Below are 16,131 nucleotides of genomic sequence, written 5' to 3'. Positions count from 1 at the left end.
CAGAACACCTTTACAACCCGCGCACACCCAAGCGCCCCGCAACGGCCTCCAAGCCCCTACGGCGAACCCGCCTTCTTCGCAGCGACCACGGCATCAAAAACCACCCTCTTGGGCACCCCGGCCTCCACCGCCACCGCCGCGATCGCCTCCTTCCGCCGCTCCCCGGCCTCCTCCCGCACCCGCACCCGCCGCACCAGTTCCTCCCCACTGGCCTCTTCCGCCCCCCGCTCCGGCGCCCCCTGCACCACCACGGTGATCTCCCCGCGCACGCCCTCGGCCGCCCACGCCGCCAACTCGCCCAGCGGCCCCCGCCGGACCTCCTCGTACGTCTTGGTCAGCTCCCGGCACACGGCCGCGGGCCGCTCCGCCCCGAACGCCTCGGCCATCGCGGCGAGCGTGGCGTCCAGGCGGTGCGGTGCCTCGAAGTACACCAGCGTGCGCCGCTCCTCGGCGGCCTCCCGCAGCCGCGCCACCCGCTCCCCCGCCTTGCGCGGCAGAAAGCCCTCGAAGCAGAACCGGTCGACGGGCAGCCCGGACAGGGCTAGCGCGGTCAGCACGGCCGACGGCCCCGGCACGGCCGTAACCCGCACCCCCCGCTCTACCGCCGCGGCGACCAGCCGGTACCCGGGGTCCGACACCGACGGCATCCCGGCATCCGTGACCAGCAGCAACCGCGCCCCGCCGACCAGTTCCTCCACCAGCTCCGGCGTACGAGCGGCCTCGTTCCCCTCGAAGTACGACACGACCCGCCCCTTGGGCGTCACCCCGAGCGCCTGTGTCAGCCGCCGCAGCCGCCGCGTGTCCTCGGCGGCGACGACATCGGCGCCGGCCAGTTCCTGAGCGAGCCGGGGCGGCGCGTCCGAGATATCGCCGATGGGAGTGCCTGCCAGTACGAGGGTTCCAGTCACGCCCCCATCCTCGCAGGGCGAACCGGAGCCGATGCGTCCGCGCCCAGAAAGGCGCCGGGCGGAACAAACTCGTCCCGCCCTTACCCCCCATGCACGGGACTCGCACAGATCGGTTCCCTACGATGGCGCGGTGACCAGTACCGCGTCCTCCATGGACACCCGGCAGGACCAGGCCCCGCATGACCAGCGGCCGTCCTGGCAGCAGCGGCTGCGCCGCTTCGGCTATGCGGCGGGTCCCACCAGCGATGTCAGGGACCGGCTGGTGCCGCCGTACACGGAGCCGAGCCCGCGGCTGTGGGCGTCCCTCGGCCTGCCGGGGACGCTCGTGGACCGGATCCTGCGCTGGTCGGGCTGGGGCGGCCCGCTGCTCGTCACCCTCCTCGCCGGCGTGCTGCGGTTCTGGAACCTGGGCAGCCCGAAGGCGGTGATATTCGACGAGACGTACTACGCCAAGGACGCCTGGGCGCTGGTCCACCGCGGCTTCGAACTCAGCTGGGGGAAGAACGCCAACGACCTCATCCTGTCTTCGGGCGGGAACGTCTCGCTGCCGACGGACGCGGCGTACGTGGTGCATCCGCCGGTCGGCAAGTACGTCATCGGGCTCGGCGAGCTGATGTTCGGGTTCAACCCGTTCGGCTGGCGGTTCATGACGGCGCTGCTGGGCACGCTGAGCGTCCTGATGCTGTGCCGCATCGGGCGCCGGCTCTTCCGCTCAACCTTCCTGGGCTGCCTGGCGGGTGCGCTGATGGCGGTGGAGGGACTGCACTTCGTGATGAGCCGCACCTCGCTGCTCGACGGCGTGCTGATGTTCTTCGTGCTCGCGGCCTTCGGCTGTCTGCTGATCGACCGGGACAGGACGCGCGCGAGACTCGCGGCCGCGCTCACGGCGTCCGCCGGGGCGGAGGGGGCCGGCCGCGTCCGTCCCGACGCGCACACCGCGGAGACGACGCGCCTGGGATGGCGCCCGTGGCGCTGGGCGGCGGGCCTGATGCTGGGCCTGGCCATCGGCACGAAGTGGAACGGCCTCTACATCCTGGCCGCCTTCTGCGTGATGGCCGTCCTGTGGGATGTCGGCTCCCGCAAGGTCGCCGGCGCCCGCCACCCGTACACGGCGGTGCTCAGGCGCGACACGGGCCTGGCGTTCCTGGCCACGGTCCCGGTGGCGATCGTGACGTACCTCGTCTCCTGGACCGGCTGGATCCTCTCCCCCACCGACGGCAGCGGCGGCTACTTCCGCAACTGGGCCGCGACCGATGGCAAGGGCGGCAACTGGACCTTTCTGCCCGACTGGCTGCGCAGCCTGTGGCACTACGAGCACCAGGTGTACGAGTTCAACATCCACCTCTCCTCGCCGCACACCTACCAGTCCAACCCGTGGAGCTGGATCATCGTCGGCCGCCCGGTGTCGTACTTCTACGAGTCGCCCCTGCCCGGCAAGGACGGCTGCCCCGCCGACGCGGGCGAGAAGTGCGCCCGCGAGGTGCTGGCGATCGGCACGCCGCTGCTGTGGTGGGTCGCCTGCTTCGCGATCCTGTACGTCCTGTGGCGCTGGCTCTTCCGCCGCGACTGGCGCGCCGGCGCGATCGCCTGCGGTATCGCGGCCGGGTACCTGCCCTGGTTCCTGTACCAGGAGCGCACGATCTTCTACTTCTACGTCGTCGTCTTCGTCCCGTTCCTGTGCCTGGCGGTCGCGATGCTGCTGGGCGCGATCATCGGCCCGTCCGGCTCCAGCGACGCCCGCCGCGTCGCGGGCGCCACGGGTGCGGGTGTTCTGGTCCTGCTGATCGCCTGGAACTTTGTTTATTTCTGGCCCCTGTACACCGGCACCGCGATCCCCATTGACAGCTGGCGCTCGCGGATGTGGCTGGATACCTGGGTTTAGGGGTCCTCGGCGATCTCCGTTCGGCCACCAAACGGAAAACTTCCGTCCCGATTGTCACTTCCACCGCATAGAGTGCAGCGGCAACTTGGGGGATCCGGGGAGGGGGCCGCTTTCATGGACAAGGGTGTGAAGGCCGCCGTCATCGGCGGCGTGTTCGCCGTGATGGTGGGCGGGGCCGGGTACGGCACGTACAACATCGTGTCGGCGCTGAGCGGCGGCGGAGGGGGCGCGAGCGGGCCGCTGGCGTCGAAGTCGGGGCCGCCGAGCTCTGACGAGGTCGAGGAGACGACCCGGAAGTTCTTCGCGGCCTGGGAGAAGGGCGACGCGGCGACGGCGGCGTCGTACACGAACAACAGCGCGGAGGCCACGCCGCTGCTGACCGCCTACGGCGGGGAGGCGCACATCAGCGATGTGCGGATCACGCCGGGCGGGGCCGGCGGGACGACCGCGCCGTTCACCGTGAAGGCGACGGTGACGTACGACGGGAAGTCCAGACCGCTGACGTACAAGAGCGAGCTGACCGTGGTGCGCGGCAAGACCTCCGGGCGGGCGCTGGTCGACTGGCGGCCGTCGGTGGTCCATCCCGGGCTGAGGCAGGGCGACACCCTGGTCACCGGCGAGTCGGCGAGCCCGCAGATCGAGGCCGTGGACCGTGACGGCACGGTGCTGACGAAGGAGAAGTACCCCTCCCTCGGGCCGATCCTGGACGCGCTGCGCGACAAGTACGGCGACAAGGCGGGCGGCACCCCCGGCGTCGAACTGGTGATCCGGCACGCCGACGAGGCCGCCGCCGACACCCCGCTGCTGACCCTCGCCGAGGGCAAGGCGGGCAAGCTGGAGACGACGTTCAGCGCGGACGTGCAGGCGGCGGCCGAGAAGGCGGTGCAGCAGTACGCCGAGTCGTCCGTCGTGGCCGTCAAGCCGAGCACCGGCGAGGTGCTGGCGGTGGCCAACCACCGCGAGGACGGCTTCAACGCGGCCTTCGAGGGCCGGGTCGCGCCCGGCTCCACGATGAAGATCATCACCGCGGCGATGCTCATCGACAACGGCGTGACCTCGATGAACGACCCGGCGCCCTGCCCGCCGACCGCCGTGTGGCAGGGGCAGACCTTCAAGAATCTCACCGGCATGGAGCCCAACGAGAACGCCACCCTGGCCAACAGCTTCCTGCGCTCCTGCAACACCGCCTTCATCAAGCTCATCGACGAGAAGCCGCTCACCGACGCCTCGCTGACGCAGGAGGCCGAACAGCGGTTCGGGCTCGGCCGGGACAACTGGAAGACCGGCATCACCTCCGTCGACGGCAGCGTGCCGACCGTCACCGGACCGGACCGGGCGGCGGGCGCCATAGGCCAGGGACAGGTCCAGATGAACCCGCTGAACATGGCGTCGGTCACCGCGACCGCCATCACGGGCACCTTCCGCCAGCCGTACCTCGTCTCGCCCGACCTCGACGGCCGCGAGCTCGCGCAGGCCAAGGGACTGTCGGCGAGCACCGCCGCGCAGCTGAAGCAGATGATGCGGCTCACCGCCACCCAGGGCACCGCGGCAGGCGTCATGGCGGGGCTCGGCGGGGACATCGGCGCGAAGACCGGATCCGCCGAGGTCGACGGCGTCGCGAAGTCCAACAGCTGGTTCACCGGCTTCCGGGGCGACACAGCTGCGGCGGCGATGACCGAGCAGGGCGGCCGGGGCGGCGAGGCGGCCGGCCCGATTGTCGCAGCTGTGCTACGAGCGGGCGGCTGAAGTCATCCACTCAGGACGGGACTCTAGGGTGGAGCCGTCGTTGGGACACGTGGGGCAACGGGGACCCTGGGGATTCGCGAAGGAACGGAAGAGCAGTGGGCAACAGAAGGCTCGTCGCCGAGCGACGGAAGACCAACCCCGTCGTGATCGGCGGGATGATCGCCGTGGTGGTCGCCGGCGCCGGCTTCGGCGTCTACGCGCTGTACGGCGGCGGAGCGGCCGCCGACAGCAGCGCGCGGACGACCTCCTCCGACGGGAAGCCGAAGGTCAAGACCGGCCCGCTGTCGGCGACCGAGGTCACCACCACGGCCCACACCTTCCTCACTGCGTGGCAGTCGGGCCAGGTCCCGCAGGCCGCCGCAGCCACCGACGACTCCGCCGCGGCGACGGCCCTGCTCACCGGCTACACCAAGGACGCCCACCTCAAGGACGTCACGCTCACCCCGGGCACCCGCACCGGCGACAAGGTCCCGTTCTCCGTCAAGGCCACGGTGTCCTACGAGGGCATCAGCAAGCCGCTGACGTACGACAGCGCGCTGACCGTCGTCCGGCGCACCAGCGACGGCAAGCCGCTGGTCGACTGGCACGCCTCGGTCGTGCACCCCGATCTGCAGGACGGCGACAAGCTGGTCACCGGCGAGTCGGGCACGCCGCCGGTCAAGGCGCTGGACCGGGACGGCGGCGAGCTGACCACCGCCAAGTACGCCTCGATCGGCCCGCTGCTGGACGGACTGCGTGAGAAGTACGGCAAGGAGTCGGGCGGCAAGGCCGGGATCGAGCTGCGCGTGGTGCGGGCCAAGGGCACCCGGTCTTCCCAGTCCTCCGACAAGACCCTGCTGGAGCTGCGCAAGGGCACTCCGGGCACGGTGAAGACGACGCTCGACCCGAACCTGCAGAAGGCCGCCGAGGAGCGGGTCGCCAAGAAGGCGCAGGCCTCCGTCGTGCTGCTGCGGCCCTCGACCGGCGAGATCCTCGCGGCGGCCAACGCCTCGAAGAACTTCAACACCGCGTTCCTCGGCTCCCTCGCGCCCGGCTCCACGATGAAGGTCATCACCTCGTCGCTGCTCATCGACAAGGGCCTGGCGTCGGCGGACAAGCCGCACCCGTGCCCGAAGTACTTCACGTACGGCGGCTGGAAGTTCCACAACGACGACAAGTTCGAGATCAAGGACGGCACGTTCAAGGCGAGCTTCGCGCGCTCCTGCAACACGGCGTTCATCAGCCAGGCGCCGAAGTTGAAGAACGACGACCTGACCAAGCAGGCGCAGCAGGTCTTCGGCCTGGGCCTGAACAACTGGTCGATCGGGGTCCCGTCCTTCGACGGCGCGGTGCCGGTGATGTCGCAGGCCCAGATGGCGGCCTCGCTGATCGGCCAGGGCGGGGTCCGCATGAACCCGCTGAACATGGCGTCGGTGTCGGCGACGGTCGAGGCCGGCGAGTTCCACCAGCCGTACCTGGTCTCCCCGAGGGTGGACGGGCGCAAGCTGGCGACGGCCTCCCGCACGATGTCCGCGGACACGCTGTCCCAGCTGCGGGAGCTGATGAAGTACACGGCGGCCTACGGCACGGCGGCCGAGGCGATGGCCGGGGTGACCGGTGACGTCGGCGCGAAGACCGGCTCGGCGGAGGTCGACGGCCAGAAGAAGCCGAACGGCTGGTTCACGGCGTACCGCGGGGACCTCGCTGCGGCGGGCGTCGTCCAGCAGGGCGGCCACGGCGGCGACACGGCGGGCCCGATCGTGGCGGCGCTTCTCAAGATGGGCGGCTGACTCGGCCTACCGGGTCACGGGCTCGGCTGTCATATAGGTCCGCCGGAGGAACCGCAGCAACGCCTTCGTCTCGAACTGGACCACCGAGACACCCTGCGCGGAGTGGAACTCGACCACGGCCTGCACCCGCCCGCAGGGCCACACCCGGACCTCACCGCTCCCGGCCGGCGCGCGCAGCCCCTGCTCCAGCAGGGAGCGGGAGAAGGTCCACTCGTGTGCCAGGGGACCGGGCAGCCCCACCCGCACCGAACGGGGATCCGCCTCGGGGTCGTACCGCAGCCGCACCGGTACGGCCTCGCTGTCCTCCTGCACCCGGACGTCGTCCGCGTCCGTGAGGATATGGGCTCGTGCATACTGCTCGACTACGGACATCGGATGGCCCCTTACGCTGCGCCACCTGTGTGGAAGCTGTGCATCCACCCCCACTCCAATGTCGCATATTTTCCGGAACATGCCCGTTCGCGTAGGACATCCCACATGCACGACGAACGAGGCTCTGGCTCTTGCAAGTAGTTCGCAACAAGCCACTATCATCGAACGGTGCATGTGCCCGACGGATTCATAGACGCCCCTACCTCCGCCGCGACCGGCCTCGCCGCCGCCGGCGCGCTCGCCGTGAGCCTGCGCGGCGCGCGCCGTGAGCAGGGGGGCACCTCCCGCTCGAGCGAATTCGAGAGTGGGGGAGAGCGGACGGCGCCGCTGGCCGGCCTGGTCGCGGCGTTCATCTTCGCCGTGCAGATGCTGAACTTCCCCGTCGCAGCCGGGACCAGCGGCCATCTGCTCGGCGGCGCACTGGCCGCGATACTCGTCGGCCCCTACACAGGGGTCCTGTGCGTCTCGGTCGTCCTGCTCATGCAGGGCGTCCTGTTCGCGGACGGCGGCCTGACCGCGCTCGGCGTGAACATCACGGACATGGCGATCGTCGGGACCGCCGCCGCCTACCCGGTCTTCCGGGGCCTGGTGAAGGTGCTGCCGCGCACCCGCCGCTCCGTCACCGCCGCCTCCTTCGTCGCCGCCCTGATCTCCGTGCCGGCCGCCGCCGTGGCTTTCACGCTGCTGTACTGGATCGGCGGCACCACCGACGTCTCCATCGGCAAGGTCGCCACCGCCATGGTCGGCGTGCACATCCTGATCGGCATCGGCGAGGCCGCGATCACCGCGCTGACCGTCGGCGCCGTGATCGCCGTACGCCCGGACCTCGTGTACGGCGCCCGCGGCCTGCGCCAGAAGCTGAAGCTGCGGGTGAACGGCGAGCTGGTCGACGCGCCGGACGCGGAGCCCGTCCCCGTGGCCGCCCGTACCTCCCGCCGCACGCTGTGGATCACGGGCCTGGCGACCTCCCTGGTCCTCGCCGGGGTCGTCAGCTTCTACGCCTCCGCCAACCCCGACGGCCTGGAGAAGGTCGCCGCCGACCAGGGCATCGACAAGAAGGCCGAGGAGCACGCGGCCGCCGACTCCCCGCTGGCCGACTACGGCGTCAAGGACATCACCGACGCCCGCCTATCCGGCGGCCTCGCGGGCACCATCGGCGTCGGCGCCACCGTTCTCGTGGGCAGCGGCGTCTTCTGGGCCGTACGCAGGCGTCGTACAAGCGAAAGCTCGAGCGAAACCACGAGCGAGTCCACGACCGGCAGCACGGCCGAGACCACGGCCGAGACCCCGCAGGCCGGCTGAGATGGGGGCCGGGCACGCGCACAGGCTCTACCGGCACGGGCACTCGCCCGTGCACGCCCTGCCGCCGCACACCAAGCTCGCGGCGGCCTTCGCCTTCGTGCTGGTCGTGGTGTCCACGCCGCGGGAGGCGATGTGGGCGTTCGGCCTGTACGCCGTACTGCTCGGCGCCGTCGCGTACGCGGCCCGGGTGCCGGCCGGCTTCCTGCTCAAGCGGATGCTGATCGAGGTGCCGTTCGTCGCGTTCGCGGTGCTCCTGCCGTTCGTGGCGGAGGGCGAGCGGGTCGACGTGCTCGGTCTGTCGCTGAGCTCCGACGGCCTGTGGGGCGCGTGGAACGTGCTCGCCAAGGGCACGCTCGGCGTGGCCACCGCGGTGCTGCTGGCCGCCACCACCGAGCTGCGCGAACTGCTGCTGGGCCTCCAGCGCCTCAGGCTCCCGCCGCTGCTGGTGCAGATCGCGTCCTTCATGATCCGCTACGGCGATGTCATCACCGACGAGATGCGGCGGATGCGGATCGCGCGGGAGTCGCGCGGCTTCGAGGCGCGCGGCGTACGGCACTGGGGCGTGCTCGCGAAGTCGGCCGGCGCGCTGTTCATCCGCTCCTACGAGCGCGGTGAGCGTGTGCACCTGGCCATGGTCAGCCGCGGGTACGCCGGTTCGATGCCGGTGATCGACGAGGTGACCGCGTCCCGGGCGCAGTGGTCCTACGCCCTGACGCTCCCGTTCACGGCCCTGGCCGTCTGTCTGCTGGGATGGATGCTGTGATGGACGCTTCGCTGGAGGTCTCGGGCCTCGCCTTCGCCTACCCCGACGGGCACCAGGCCCTGTTCGGCGTGGACTTCTCGATCGCGCGCGGCGAGCGGGTGGCGCTGCTCGGCCCGAACGGCGCCGGCAAGACCACCCTCGTGCTGCACCTCAACGGCATCCTGACCGGCGGCACGGGCACGGTGCGGGTGGCCGGGCTGCCCGTCGGCCGGCAGCACATGGCGGAGATCCGGCGCCGGGTCGGCATCGTCTTCCAGGATCCGGACGACCAGCTGTTCATGCCGACGGTCCGGGAGGACGTGGCGTTCGGGCCCGCGGCGGCCGGGGTGAAAGGGCCGGAGCTGGAGGAGCGGGTCGACCGGGCGCTGGCGCAGGTCGGCATGGCGGAGTTCAAGGAGCGGCCCCCGCACCATCTCTCCTTCGGGCAGCGCCGCCGGGTGGCCGTGGCGACCGTGCTCGCGATGGAGCCGGAGATCCTCGTCCTGGACGAGCCGTCCTCCAACCTCGACCCGGCCTCGCGCCGCGAACTGGCCGGCATCCTGCGCTCGCTGGACGTGACGGTCCTGATGGTCACGCACGACCTGCCGTACGCCCTGGAGCTGTGCCCGCGCTCGCTGATCCTGAGCGAGGGCGTGATCGCGGCCGACGGCAGGACGGCGGAGCTGCTCGCCGACGACGCGCTGATGCGGGCCCACCGTCTGGAGCTGCCCTTCGGCTTCGATCCGCGCTGCGTGACAACGGGCGCGTGAACTCCGTGACAATGGACGCGTGAACGAGGAGACGCGCAGCGAGGGTCCACCGCTGCTGGACGAGCAGCTGTGTTTCGCGCTGTACGCCGCCCAGCGCGCGGTGACGGCCGCATACCGGCCGCTTGGCGCGCGGGACGGGTCGGCCGGATCGAGACGTCCGAGCCCTCCGGGGCCCTGCGCACCCGCCCCAAGCGCTCGGTCCGCGCGGCCTACGACGACCCCGGCTCCCTCACCCGCCGCGCCTTCGCCGCGATCACGCCCTTCCCCGACCAGAACGACCCCGCATACCGCGCGGCGGCCCTGCCCGCCACGAACGGCATCGCGACGGCGGAAGGACTGGCCCGCTTCTACGCGGCGTTGATCGGCGCGGCCGACGGCGCTTCGGCGCTGTTCGCGCCGGGGACGGTCGAGCTGGCCCGCGCCGAGGAGTCCGCGGGTGCCGACCGTGTCCTGGTCGTGCACACCCGGTTCGGCCTCGGCTACATGCTGCACGGCAGCGCGTCCCCGTTCCTCGCCCCGGGTTCCTTCGGCCACCCGGGCCGCGGGGGCCCCCTCGGGTTCGCCGACCCGGGGTCCGGCGTCGCCTTCGGCTATGTGACCAACGGCTTCCGCAAGACGGTGACGGCGGACCCGAGGGCGCAGGCGCTGGTGCGCGCGGTACGCGGCTGCCTGTGACTCACACGTGGATCGGGTGCGAGGTCCGCCCCGACGCCGAGTCGATCTCCGCGTGCGCCTTGGCCAGCAGCTGCATGGCGAGTTCGTTGAGCGCCCGGGCGCCGGCGATCTCCTCCCCGACCCTGGGCTGATTGGAGTCGGTGTGGTGCCGCTTCGCGTGCCCCCGTGCCCGTACTTCACTGCCGTCGGGCAACCGGACCAGGGCCGCCGCGCGCGTGTGCTCGTCGTCCTCCTGGAACTCCAGCTCCACGTGCCATCCCACTGCGGTGTGCATCATGACGATCACCTCCGGAAGAACTAATTCCAGAGTGCTCCCGCTGTCCGCCGGATGCACGCGCCGACCGGGGATCGGGCCTCGTCACCGCTGTCCGCGCAGCCTGCGCAGCCCCAGTGCGCATGCGCCGCACACGGCGCCCCACGCGGCGTTGACGAGGAGGACCGGGATGATGGCCTGCGGATGGGCGAGGGGGCCGTCCGGTTCTCCGTCGAGGAGGGGCGAGAGGATCCCGCTGAGCACGATGCCGGCCAGCCCGTAGGCGAGACCCGCGGCGACGAGGGTGGGCAGGGGTTCACGTACCCGGCGCAGGGTGCCGGCCGCGATCCACACCAGGGAGATGACCGCCGTGAGGATCAGCGGGGTGGCCGGTTTGCCCAGGCTGTCGCTGAGGCCGGTGATCGAGAACAGCGGCCGGACCAGCGCCACGCCCGCCAGCCCGAGCGCCAGGAGCCAGCTCGGGCGCCGCAGCAGCGTCGTGGCCGCGGCCTTCCGCTCGTACGTGTTCATGCCGACGAGCATGAGGGCCGGACCGGGAGCCGGGCGTCGGCCCCGGGTGGACACCTGCCCTACATCCGGGGTTGCGGCCGGAGCCGGAGTCGTACATCCGTGGTTGCGGTGCGGTCCCGCAAGGTGTCACCGTGCGGGCGACGGCGCAGGTCATCGCGGGTTCCTAGGCTGGGCGCATGGCGAGTGACACCACCCATCGGCCCCGGCTCCCGCGCGGCCGCGCCGCCGACCTGGCGCTGGCCTGCGGGGTCTTCCTGCCGGTGGCCGTCTGGAGTGCGGCGTCGCTGATCCGCGAACCGTCGGAGCCCTGGCCCCTGACCGCCCTGGGCTGGCTGCTGATCGTGACCGCGTGCGGGGCGCTGTACCTGCGGCGCCGGTATCCGGTGGCCGTCGCGGTGTGCACCCTGGCCGCCACCGCCGCGTACTACCTCACCAGCGCGTACGACGGCCCGCTCATGGTCGTCGTGATCGTCGCCCTGTACTCCGTGGCCGCCGAGGGCCTGCTGCGGGCGGCCGTCGCGCTCGCCGCCGTCACCGAAGCCGGGGTGATGCTCGGAACGCTGGCCGGCAACGAGGACATCAACAGCATCGCCCTGTTCATGCTGGCCGGCTGGCTGGTGGCGGTGGTGGCGCTCGGCGCGGCGCGGCACGGCCGGTTCGCCTTCGCGGAGGAGGAGGCGCGGCGGCGGGCGACCGAGGAGCGGCTGCGGATCGCCCGGGAGCTGCACGACGTCATCGGGCACAACGTCTCGCTGATCAATGTGCAGGCGGGCGCCGCCCTGCACCGGCTGAAGAAGCACCCGGAGCAGGCCGAGGAAGCCCTCGCCGCGATCAAGGAGAGCAGCAGGGAGGCGCTGCGGGAGCTGCGCACCACGCTCGGCGTGCTGCGCCAGGTCGACGAGCGGGCGCCGACCCAGCCCGCGCCGGGACTGGACCGCCTCGACGAGCTGGTGGCGGCGGCGAAGCCGGCCGGGCTCGACATACGGGTGCACAGCCGGGGGCGGGCACGTGAGCTGCCCGCCGCGGTGGATCTGGCGGCGTTCCGGATCGTGCAGGAGTCGCTGACCAACGTGACCCGGCACGCCCGCGGCGCCACGGCGGTGGAGGTGCGGCTCGGATTCGGGGAGCGGGAGCTGTCGCTGGCGGTCGAGGACGACGGGGACGCGACGGGCCCGGTGGACCGCCGGAGCGCGGGCCACGGCATCAAGGGGATGCGGGAACGGGCGGCCACGCTCGGCGGCGAGCTGTCCGCGGGTCCCGGCCCGAACGGCGGATTCGCCGTCACCGCGCGCATCCCGTACGAGAATTGACAGCCGAGGACCAGAATGGGCGTCCCGTACGACACGTGATCGGAGCCGGCCCTGTCATGATCAAGGTTCTGCTGGCCGACGACCAGCGCCTGGTACGCGCCGGATTCCGCTCGATCCTGGAGGACGAGGACGACATCACCGTCGTCGGCGAGGCGGGCGACGGGGAGGAGGCCGTGGCCGCCTGCCGGGACCTGCGGCCCGACGTCGTCCTGATGGATGTACGGATGCCGGGCGTGGACGGCCTCGAGGCGTCCCGCAGGATCGCCGGCGACCCGCGTCTCGCCGAGGTGCGCGTGGTCGTGCTGACCACCTTCGACCTGGACGACTACATCTACGGCGCGCTGCGCGCGGGCGCCACCGGCTTTCTGGTTAAGGACACGGAACCGGAGGAACTGCTGCGGGCGGTGCGGGTGGCGGCCCGCGGCGACGCCCTGATCAGCCCCTCCGTCACCCGGCGCCTGATCGCGGAGTTCGCCCGCCGGGTCAGGGCGCCCGAGCCGAGCCCTCGCCTGAAGGCGCTGACCGAGCGGGAGCGCGAGGTGATGGAGCTGGTCGCGGCCGGACTGACCAACGACGAGATCGCCGAGCGGCTGGTGCTGAGCCCGGCCACCGCCAAGACCCATGTCAGCCGCATCATGTCGAAGCTGGCGGTGCGCGACCGCTCCCAGCTGGTGGTGATGGCGTACGAGTCGGGGATGGTCAGCCCGGGCTGGCTGACGGAGTGACGCAACTGCCGGTGTACGTGGGGCGGCCGGGCCGCAACCGCTGGGGTAGCCCAGGTGTCCACGACGGGCTGACGCCCTCGCACTGACCCGCCGCGCACGCTGCGCTCATGACCAAGTCCGCGACCCACACCTCCGTACCGTCGTCCGCCGCCGCCCCGCCCTCCGGCGTCTTCGGGCGGCTCGCCGCCTGGTCCCAGCGCCACCGCTGGACCGCCGTACTGCTGTGGCTGCTCCTGCTGGCCGTGATCACGGCGGGCTCGCAGGCGGCCGGCAGCGCCTACCGCAACGACTTCTCGCTGCCCGGCACCGACTCCCAGGCCGCGACCGACCTGCTGAAGGAGCACGGTTCGCGCCAGGCCGGGGACAGCGTCCAGATCGTGCTCCAGGACCCGCGGGGCATCACGCAGCGCGAGCCCGCCGTGCAGCGGATGCTCGACCGGGTCCGCGATCTGCCCGCCGTCGCCGAGGTGCGCAGCCCCTACGCCGACGCCTCGGCCGTGTCCGAGGACGGCACGATCGGCTACGCCACGGTGACGCTGGACGACAAGGCCGAGAACGTGCCCAAGGCCGACGTCACCCGGATCATCGATACCGCGCAGGCCGCCGCAGGGGACGGACTGCGGGTGGAGCTGGGCGGCGATGCGGTGCGCGGCGCCGAGGAGGAAGAGGTCGGCTCCGCCGAGGGAGCGGGCATGCTGGCGGCGCTCGTCATACTCGTGCTGCTCTTCGGCTCCCTGGTGGCGGCGGCGCTCCCCCTCCTCACGGCGCTGTTCGCGGTGGGCGCCGCGATCGGTCTGATCGCCCTGGCCTCCCACGTCTTCACGGTCGCCGACTTCACCCCGCCGATCATGATGCTGGTCGGGCTGGGCGTCGGCGTCGACTACGCCCTGCTGATCTTCTACCGCTACCGGCACGAGCTCTCCCGCGGCGCGGACCCCGCGAGCGCGGCCCGGCTCGCGCTGGACGCGGCGGGCCGTACGGTCTTCTTCGCCGGCTGCACCGTGATCATCGCGCTGCTCGGCCTGGTGGCGCTCGGCCTCGGCTCGCTCCAGGGCGTGGCCCTGGCCGTGGCGCTGACGGTCCTGGTCACCATGGCGGCGTCGCTGATCCTCCTGCCCGCCCTGCTGGCACTGCTCGGCGAACGGATCCGGCGCCACGTCCTGCAGCGCGCCGAGAGGGCTGCGGCCAAGGGCAAGGAGGAGGGCGCCCGCTGGCGTCGACTGGCGGCGGCCGTACAGCGCCGCCCGCTGCCCGCGCTCCTCGCCGCCGTCATGGTGCTCCTCGCCCTCTCCGCCCCGGCACTCGGCCTGCGCCTCGGCTTCGCGGACGCGGGCAACGACGCCCCGGCCTCCACCAGCCGCCAGGCCTACGACCTGCTCGCGGAGGGCTTCGGCCCCGGATTCAACGGCCCGCTGATCGTCGTGTCCGAGGGCGCCGCGTCGGCAGGCGAGACGGCGCGGTCCGCCCTGGCCGGGACCGACGGCGTAGCCGCGACAACTCCCGCGCTGCCCTCGCAGGACGGCAAACTCGCCACGGTCATCGTCTTTCCGGGGACCGCACCGCAGGACGAGGGCACCACCGACCTCGTGCACCGCCTCCGGGACGACGTCCTGCCGCCGTTGGAGCGGGACACCGGTGCGCGGTTCCTGGTCGGCGGCTCGACCGCGGCCACGCAGGACTTCGCGGACAGCGTGGCCGAGCGGATGCCGCTGTTCGTGGCGACCGTCGTCGGCCTGTCGTCGCTGCTGCTGATGCTGGTCTTCCGCTCGGTCCTGATCCCGCTCAAGGCGGCACTGCTGAACCTGCTGAGCATCTCCGCGGCACTCGGCGTGATCACGCTGGTCTTCCAGGAAGGCTGGTTCGGGGTGCAGCCGGGTCCCGTCGAGGCCTTCATCCCCGTGATGATCTTCGCGATCGTCTTCGGCCTCTCCATGGACTACGAGGTCTTCCTCGTCTCCCGCATCCACGAGGAGTGGGAGCACACCAGGGACCACGGACACGCGGTCCGCGCGGGCCTGGCCGCCACCGGCAAGGTGATCACCGCGGCGGCGGCCATCATGATCGTCGTCTTCGCCGCGTTCATCCTCAGCCCCGGCCGCATGCTCCAGCAGTTCGGCCTGGGCCTGGCGGTCGCGATCCTGTTGGACGCCCTGCTCATCCGCTGCCTGATCGTCCCGGCCGCGATGCAGTTGCTGGGCCACCGCGCCTGGTGGCTCCCGGCACAGCTCGCCAGGCGACTGCCGAAGGTGGCCCTGGAGCGCCCCGAATCCACCTGACGGGGGGGTGCCCGTCGCGCCCGGGGGTGTCTGTCCTGTGAACCCGACCAGCTTGTCCGTGATCGTGTGGGCGATGGCGTTCCAGTCGGCGTGCGTGACGGCGGCGAGCAGTACGGCACCGGCGACCAGCGGCGTCACGCGGTGCGCTCGCGCACGTCCACGACAGTGGCGCCGGCGTGGGCGACGAGATCCTTGGGCTCCGTGGGGAAGACGGCGTACGGAGTCCCGGCCGCCGCCCACACCACGTCATGCGCGAGCAGCGCACGATCCGCGAGAACGCGGGTCTTCGTCCGGTGCCCGAACGGCGGCACGCCCCCGATGGAGTACCCGGTCGCCTCCCGCACGACATCGGCCTTGGCCCGCGTCACGGCCCCGGCCCCGAGTTCTTCCCTCACCCGCTCCACATCCACACGCGAGGCCCCGTCCATGAGCACGAGCACGGGCACCCCGTCGGCCGCGAAGATGAGCGACTTGCAGATCTGACTGAGCTCACACCCGACGGCAGCGGCGGCCTCGGCCGCGGTCCGGGTGGCCTCGGGAAACCGGCGAACCTCCCCGAGCACACCCTCAAGTCCGAGCTCCTTCAGTGCCTCGGCGAATCGCGGATGCGCTCCGGATCCCGAGCCCTCGTCATCCTTGGCGTAAGTGGCGGCTGTCGTCATGCACGGCACGCTAGCGGTCGGTGTACGAGGCATGCGACCGACTTACGGGGCGACCGCACCGGGCAGCGGCCGAACGCGCGACCGCTGCCCGGCGTGGATCCCGGTGCCGACGGCCAGGGCCCTAGTCCCAATGCCGTGTAGTTAGGGCTTGCCGGGAAACAAGCCGTGGCTTCGGGCCTTGGTCCTCGTTGTTGTGGTATGGGGAGAC

General features: G+C 71.8%; 14 protein-coding genes and 3 pseudogenes. 11 read left to right on the top strand and 6 right to left on the bottom strand.

The window, feature by feature from the left end; all coding sequences use genetic code 11:
- Positions 1-56: 56 nt before the first annotated feature.
- Positions 57-908, bottom strand: a complete 852-nt coding sequence (rsmI, locus tag H8R17_RS21235) for a 16S rRNA (cytidine(1402)-2'-O)-methyltransferase (RefSeq protein ID WP_187824800.1) — start codon at positions 906-908, stop codon at positions 57-59.
- 130 nt (positions 909-1,038) lie between these two features.
- Here rsmI and H8R17_RS21230 point away from each other — a divergent pair, with 130 nt between their 5' ends.
- The 3 genes from H8R17_RS21230 (at position 1,039) to H8R17_RS21220 (ending at position 6,305) form a co-directional block, all read left to right on the top strand.
- Entirely contained in the window at positions 1,039-2,790 is a 1,752-nt protein-coding gene (locus H8R17_RS21230; RefSeq protein ID WP_187824799.1) for a phospholipid carrier-dependent glycosyltransferase, read from the top strand.
- 114 nt (positions 2,791-2,904) lie between these two features.
- Positions 2,905-4,536 carry a penicillin-binding transpeptidase domain-containing protein gene (locus H8R17_RS21225; protein ID WP_187824798.1) on the top strand — a complete coding sequence of 544 codons (1,632 nt, stop codon included), beginning with the start codon at positions 2,905-2,907 and terminating at the stop codon, positions 4,534-4,536.
- 95 nt (positions 4,537-4,631) lie between these two features.
- On the top strand, positions 4,632-6,305 hold the full coding sequence (locus tag H8R17_RS21220) for a penicillin-binding transpeptidase domain-containing protein (RefSeq protein WP_187824797.1): 1,674 nt from the start codon (positions 4,632-4,634) through the stop codon (positions 6,303-6,305).
- Positions 6,306-6,311: 6 nt separating this feature from the next.
- Here the strand turns inward: H8R17_RS21220 and H8R17_RS21215 are convergent, their stop codons facing one another.
- Positions 6,312-6,677 (bottom strand): SsgA family sporulation/cell division regulator, encoded by a 366-nt coding sequence (locus H8R17_RS21215; RefSeq protein ID WP_187824796.1) that lies wholly within the window; start codon positions 6,675-6,677, stop codon positions 6,312-6,314.
- A 168-nt stretch (positions 6,678-6,845) separates the two neighbouring features.
- Between H8R17_RS21215 and H8R17_RS21210 the strand changes: the two genes are divergently transcribed.
- The 5 genes and pseudogenes from H8R17_RS21210 to H8R17_RS21195 form a co-directional block, all read left to right on the top strand.
- On the top strand, positions 6,846-7,979 hold the full coding sequence (locus tag H8R17_RS21210; protein ID WP_187824795.1) for an energy-coupling factor ABC transporter permease: 1,134 nt from the start codon (positions 6,846-6,848) through the stop codon (positions 7,977-7,979).
- A 1-nt stretch (position 7,980) separates the two neighbouring features.
- Positions 7,981-8,742 (top strand): cobalt ECF transporter T component CbiQ, encoded by a 762-nt coding sequence (cbiQ, locus tag H8R17_RS21205; protein WP_187824794.1) that lies wholly within the window; start codon positions 7,981-7,983, stop codon positions 8,740-8,742.
- Complete coding sequence (locus tag H8R17_RS21200) at positions 8,730-9,491, top strand: ABC transporter ATP-binding protein (RefSeq protein WP_187824793.1); 762 nt, start codon at positions 8,730-8,732, stop codon at positions 9,489-9,491. Before cbiQ ends, H8R17_RS21200 begins: the two co-directional genes overlap by 13 nt.
- 19 nt (positions 9,492-9,510) lie before the next feature.
- A pseudogene (locus H8R17_RS47125) lies at positions 9,511-9,615 on the top strand (MarR family transcriptional regulator); the annotation flags it as partial.
- A pseudogene (locus tag H8R17_RS21195) lies at positions 9,609-10,166 on the top strand (serine hydrolase domain-containing protein); the annotation flags it as partial. The pseudogenes H8R17_RS47125 and H8R17_RS21195, both read left to right, overlap by 7 nt.
- Before the next feature lies 1 nt (position 10,167).
- Here H8R17_RS21195 and H8R17_RS21190 read toward each other — a convergent pair.
- Together H8R17_RS21190 and H8R17_RS21185 are read right to left on the bottom strand one after the other, a co-directional pair.
- On the bottom strand, positions 10,168-10,443 hold the full coding sequence (locus H8R17_RS21190; protein ID WP_187824792.1) for a DUF1876 domain-containing protein: 276 nt from the start codon (positions 10,441-10,443) through the stop codon (positions 10,168-10,170).
- Positions 10,444-10,524: 81 nt separating this feature from the next.
- Positions 10,525-10,950 carry a hypothetical protein gene (locus H8R17_RS21185; protein WP_187824791.1) on the bottom strand — a complete coding sequence of 142 codons (426 nt, stop codon included), beginning with the start codon at positions 10,948-10,950 and terminating at the stop codon, positions 10,525-10,527.
- 176 nt (positions 10,951-11,126) lie between these two features.
- On the opposite strand from H8R17_RS21185, the gene H8R17_RS21180 reads away from it, so the two are divergent.
- The 3 genes from H8R17_RS21180 to H8R17_RS21170 all read left to right on the top strand — a co-directional run bounded on the left by H8R17_RS21180 (position 11,127) and on the right by H8R17_RS21170 (position 15,261).
- Positions 11,127-12,260, top strand: coding sequence for a sensor histidine kinase (locus tag H8R17_RS21180; protein ID WP_187824790.1), 1,134 nt, complete (start codon positions 11,127-11,129; stop codon positions 12,258-12,260).
- Positions 12,261-12,316: 56 nt separating this feature from the next.
- Positions 12,317-12,985: a response regulator transcription factor gene (locus tag H8R17_RS21175; protein ID WP_187824789.1), complete on the top strand. Its 669-nt coding sequence runs from the start codon at positions 12,317-12,319 to the stop codon at positions 12,983-12,985.
- A gap of 107 nt (positions 12,986-13,092) precedes the next feature.
- Positions 13,093-15,261, top strand: a complete 2,169-nt coding sequence (locus H8R17_RS21170; protein ID WP_187824788.1) for an MMPL family transporter — start codon at positions 13,093-13,095, stop codon at positions 15,259-15,261.
- A gap of 36 nt (positions 15,262-15,297) precedes the next feature.
- On the opposite strand, the pseudogene H8R17_RS47120 reads toward H8R17_RS21170, so the two are convergent.
- Positions 15,298-15,399: pseudogene (locus H8R17_RS47120) on the bottom strand (EamA family transporter); the annotation flags it as partial.
- Complete coding sequence (locus tag H8R17_RS21165) at positions 15,396-15,923, bottom strand: YbaK/EbsC family protein (protein ID WP_262505398.1); 528 nt, start codon at positions 15,921-15,923, stop codon at positions 15,396-15,398. The gene H8R17_RS21165 and the pseudogene H8R17_RS47120, both read right to left, overlap by 4 nt.
- Between the last annotated feature and the right edge of the window lie 208 nt (positions 15,924-16,131).

Origin of the sequence: Streptomyces sp. TRM68367, from assembly GCF_014495685.1 — a bacterium.
Taxonomy (GTDB): Bacteria; Actinomycetota; Actinomycetes; order Streptomycetales; family Streptomycetaceae; genus Streptomyces.
This window is presented reverse-complemented; position numbering and strand designations above follow the sequence as displayed.

Excerpts from the sequence above, each read along its gene's own strand:
- H8R17_RS21225 (WP_187824798.1), top strand. The coding sequence starts at position 2,905 with ATGGACAAGGGTGTGAAGGCCGCCGTCATCGGCGGCGTGTTCGCCGTG.
- H8R17_RS21215 (WP_187824796.1), bottom strand. The coding sequence starts at position 6,677 with ATGTCCGTAGTCGAGCAGTATGCACGAGCCCATATCCTCACGGACGCG.
- cbiQ (WP_187824794.1), top strand. The coding sequence starts at position 7,981 with ATGGGGGCCGGGCACGCGCACAGGCTCTACCGGCACGGGCACTCGCCC.
- H8R17_RS21200 (WP_187824793.1), top strand. The coding sequence starts at position 8,730 with ATGGATGCTGTGATGGACGCTTCGCTGGAGGTCTCGGGCCTCGCCTTC.
- H8R17_RS21190 (WP_187824792.1), bottom strand. The coding sequence starts at position 10,443 with ATGATGCACACCGCAGTGGGATGGCACGTGGAGCTGGAGTTCCAGGAG.
- H8R17_RS21185 (WP_187824791.1), bottom strand. The coding sequence starts at position 10,950 with ATGAACACGTACGAGCGGAAGGCCGCGGCCACGACGCTGCTGCGGCGC.
- H8R17_RS21180 (WP_187824790.1), top strand. The coding sequence starts at position 11,127 with ATGGCGAGTGACACCACCCATCGGCCCCGGCTCCCGCGCGGCCGCGCC.
- H8R17_RS21175 (WP_187824789.1), top strand. The coding sequence starts at position 12,317 with ATGATCAAGGTTCTGCTGGCCGACGACCAGCGCCTGGTACGCGCCGGA.
- H8R17_RS21170 (WP_187824788.1), top strand. The coding sequence starts at position 13,093 with ATGACCAAGTCCGCGACCCACACCTCCGTACCGTCGTCCGCCGCCGCC.
- H8R17_RS21165 (WP_262505398.1), bottom strand. The coding sequence starts at position 15,923 with ATGACGACAGCCGCCACTTACGCCAAGGATGACGAGGGCTCGGGATCC.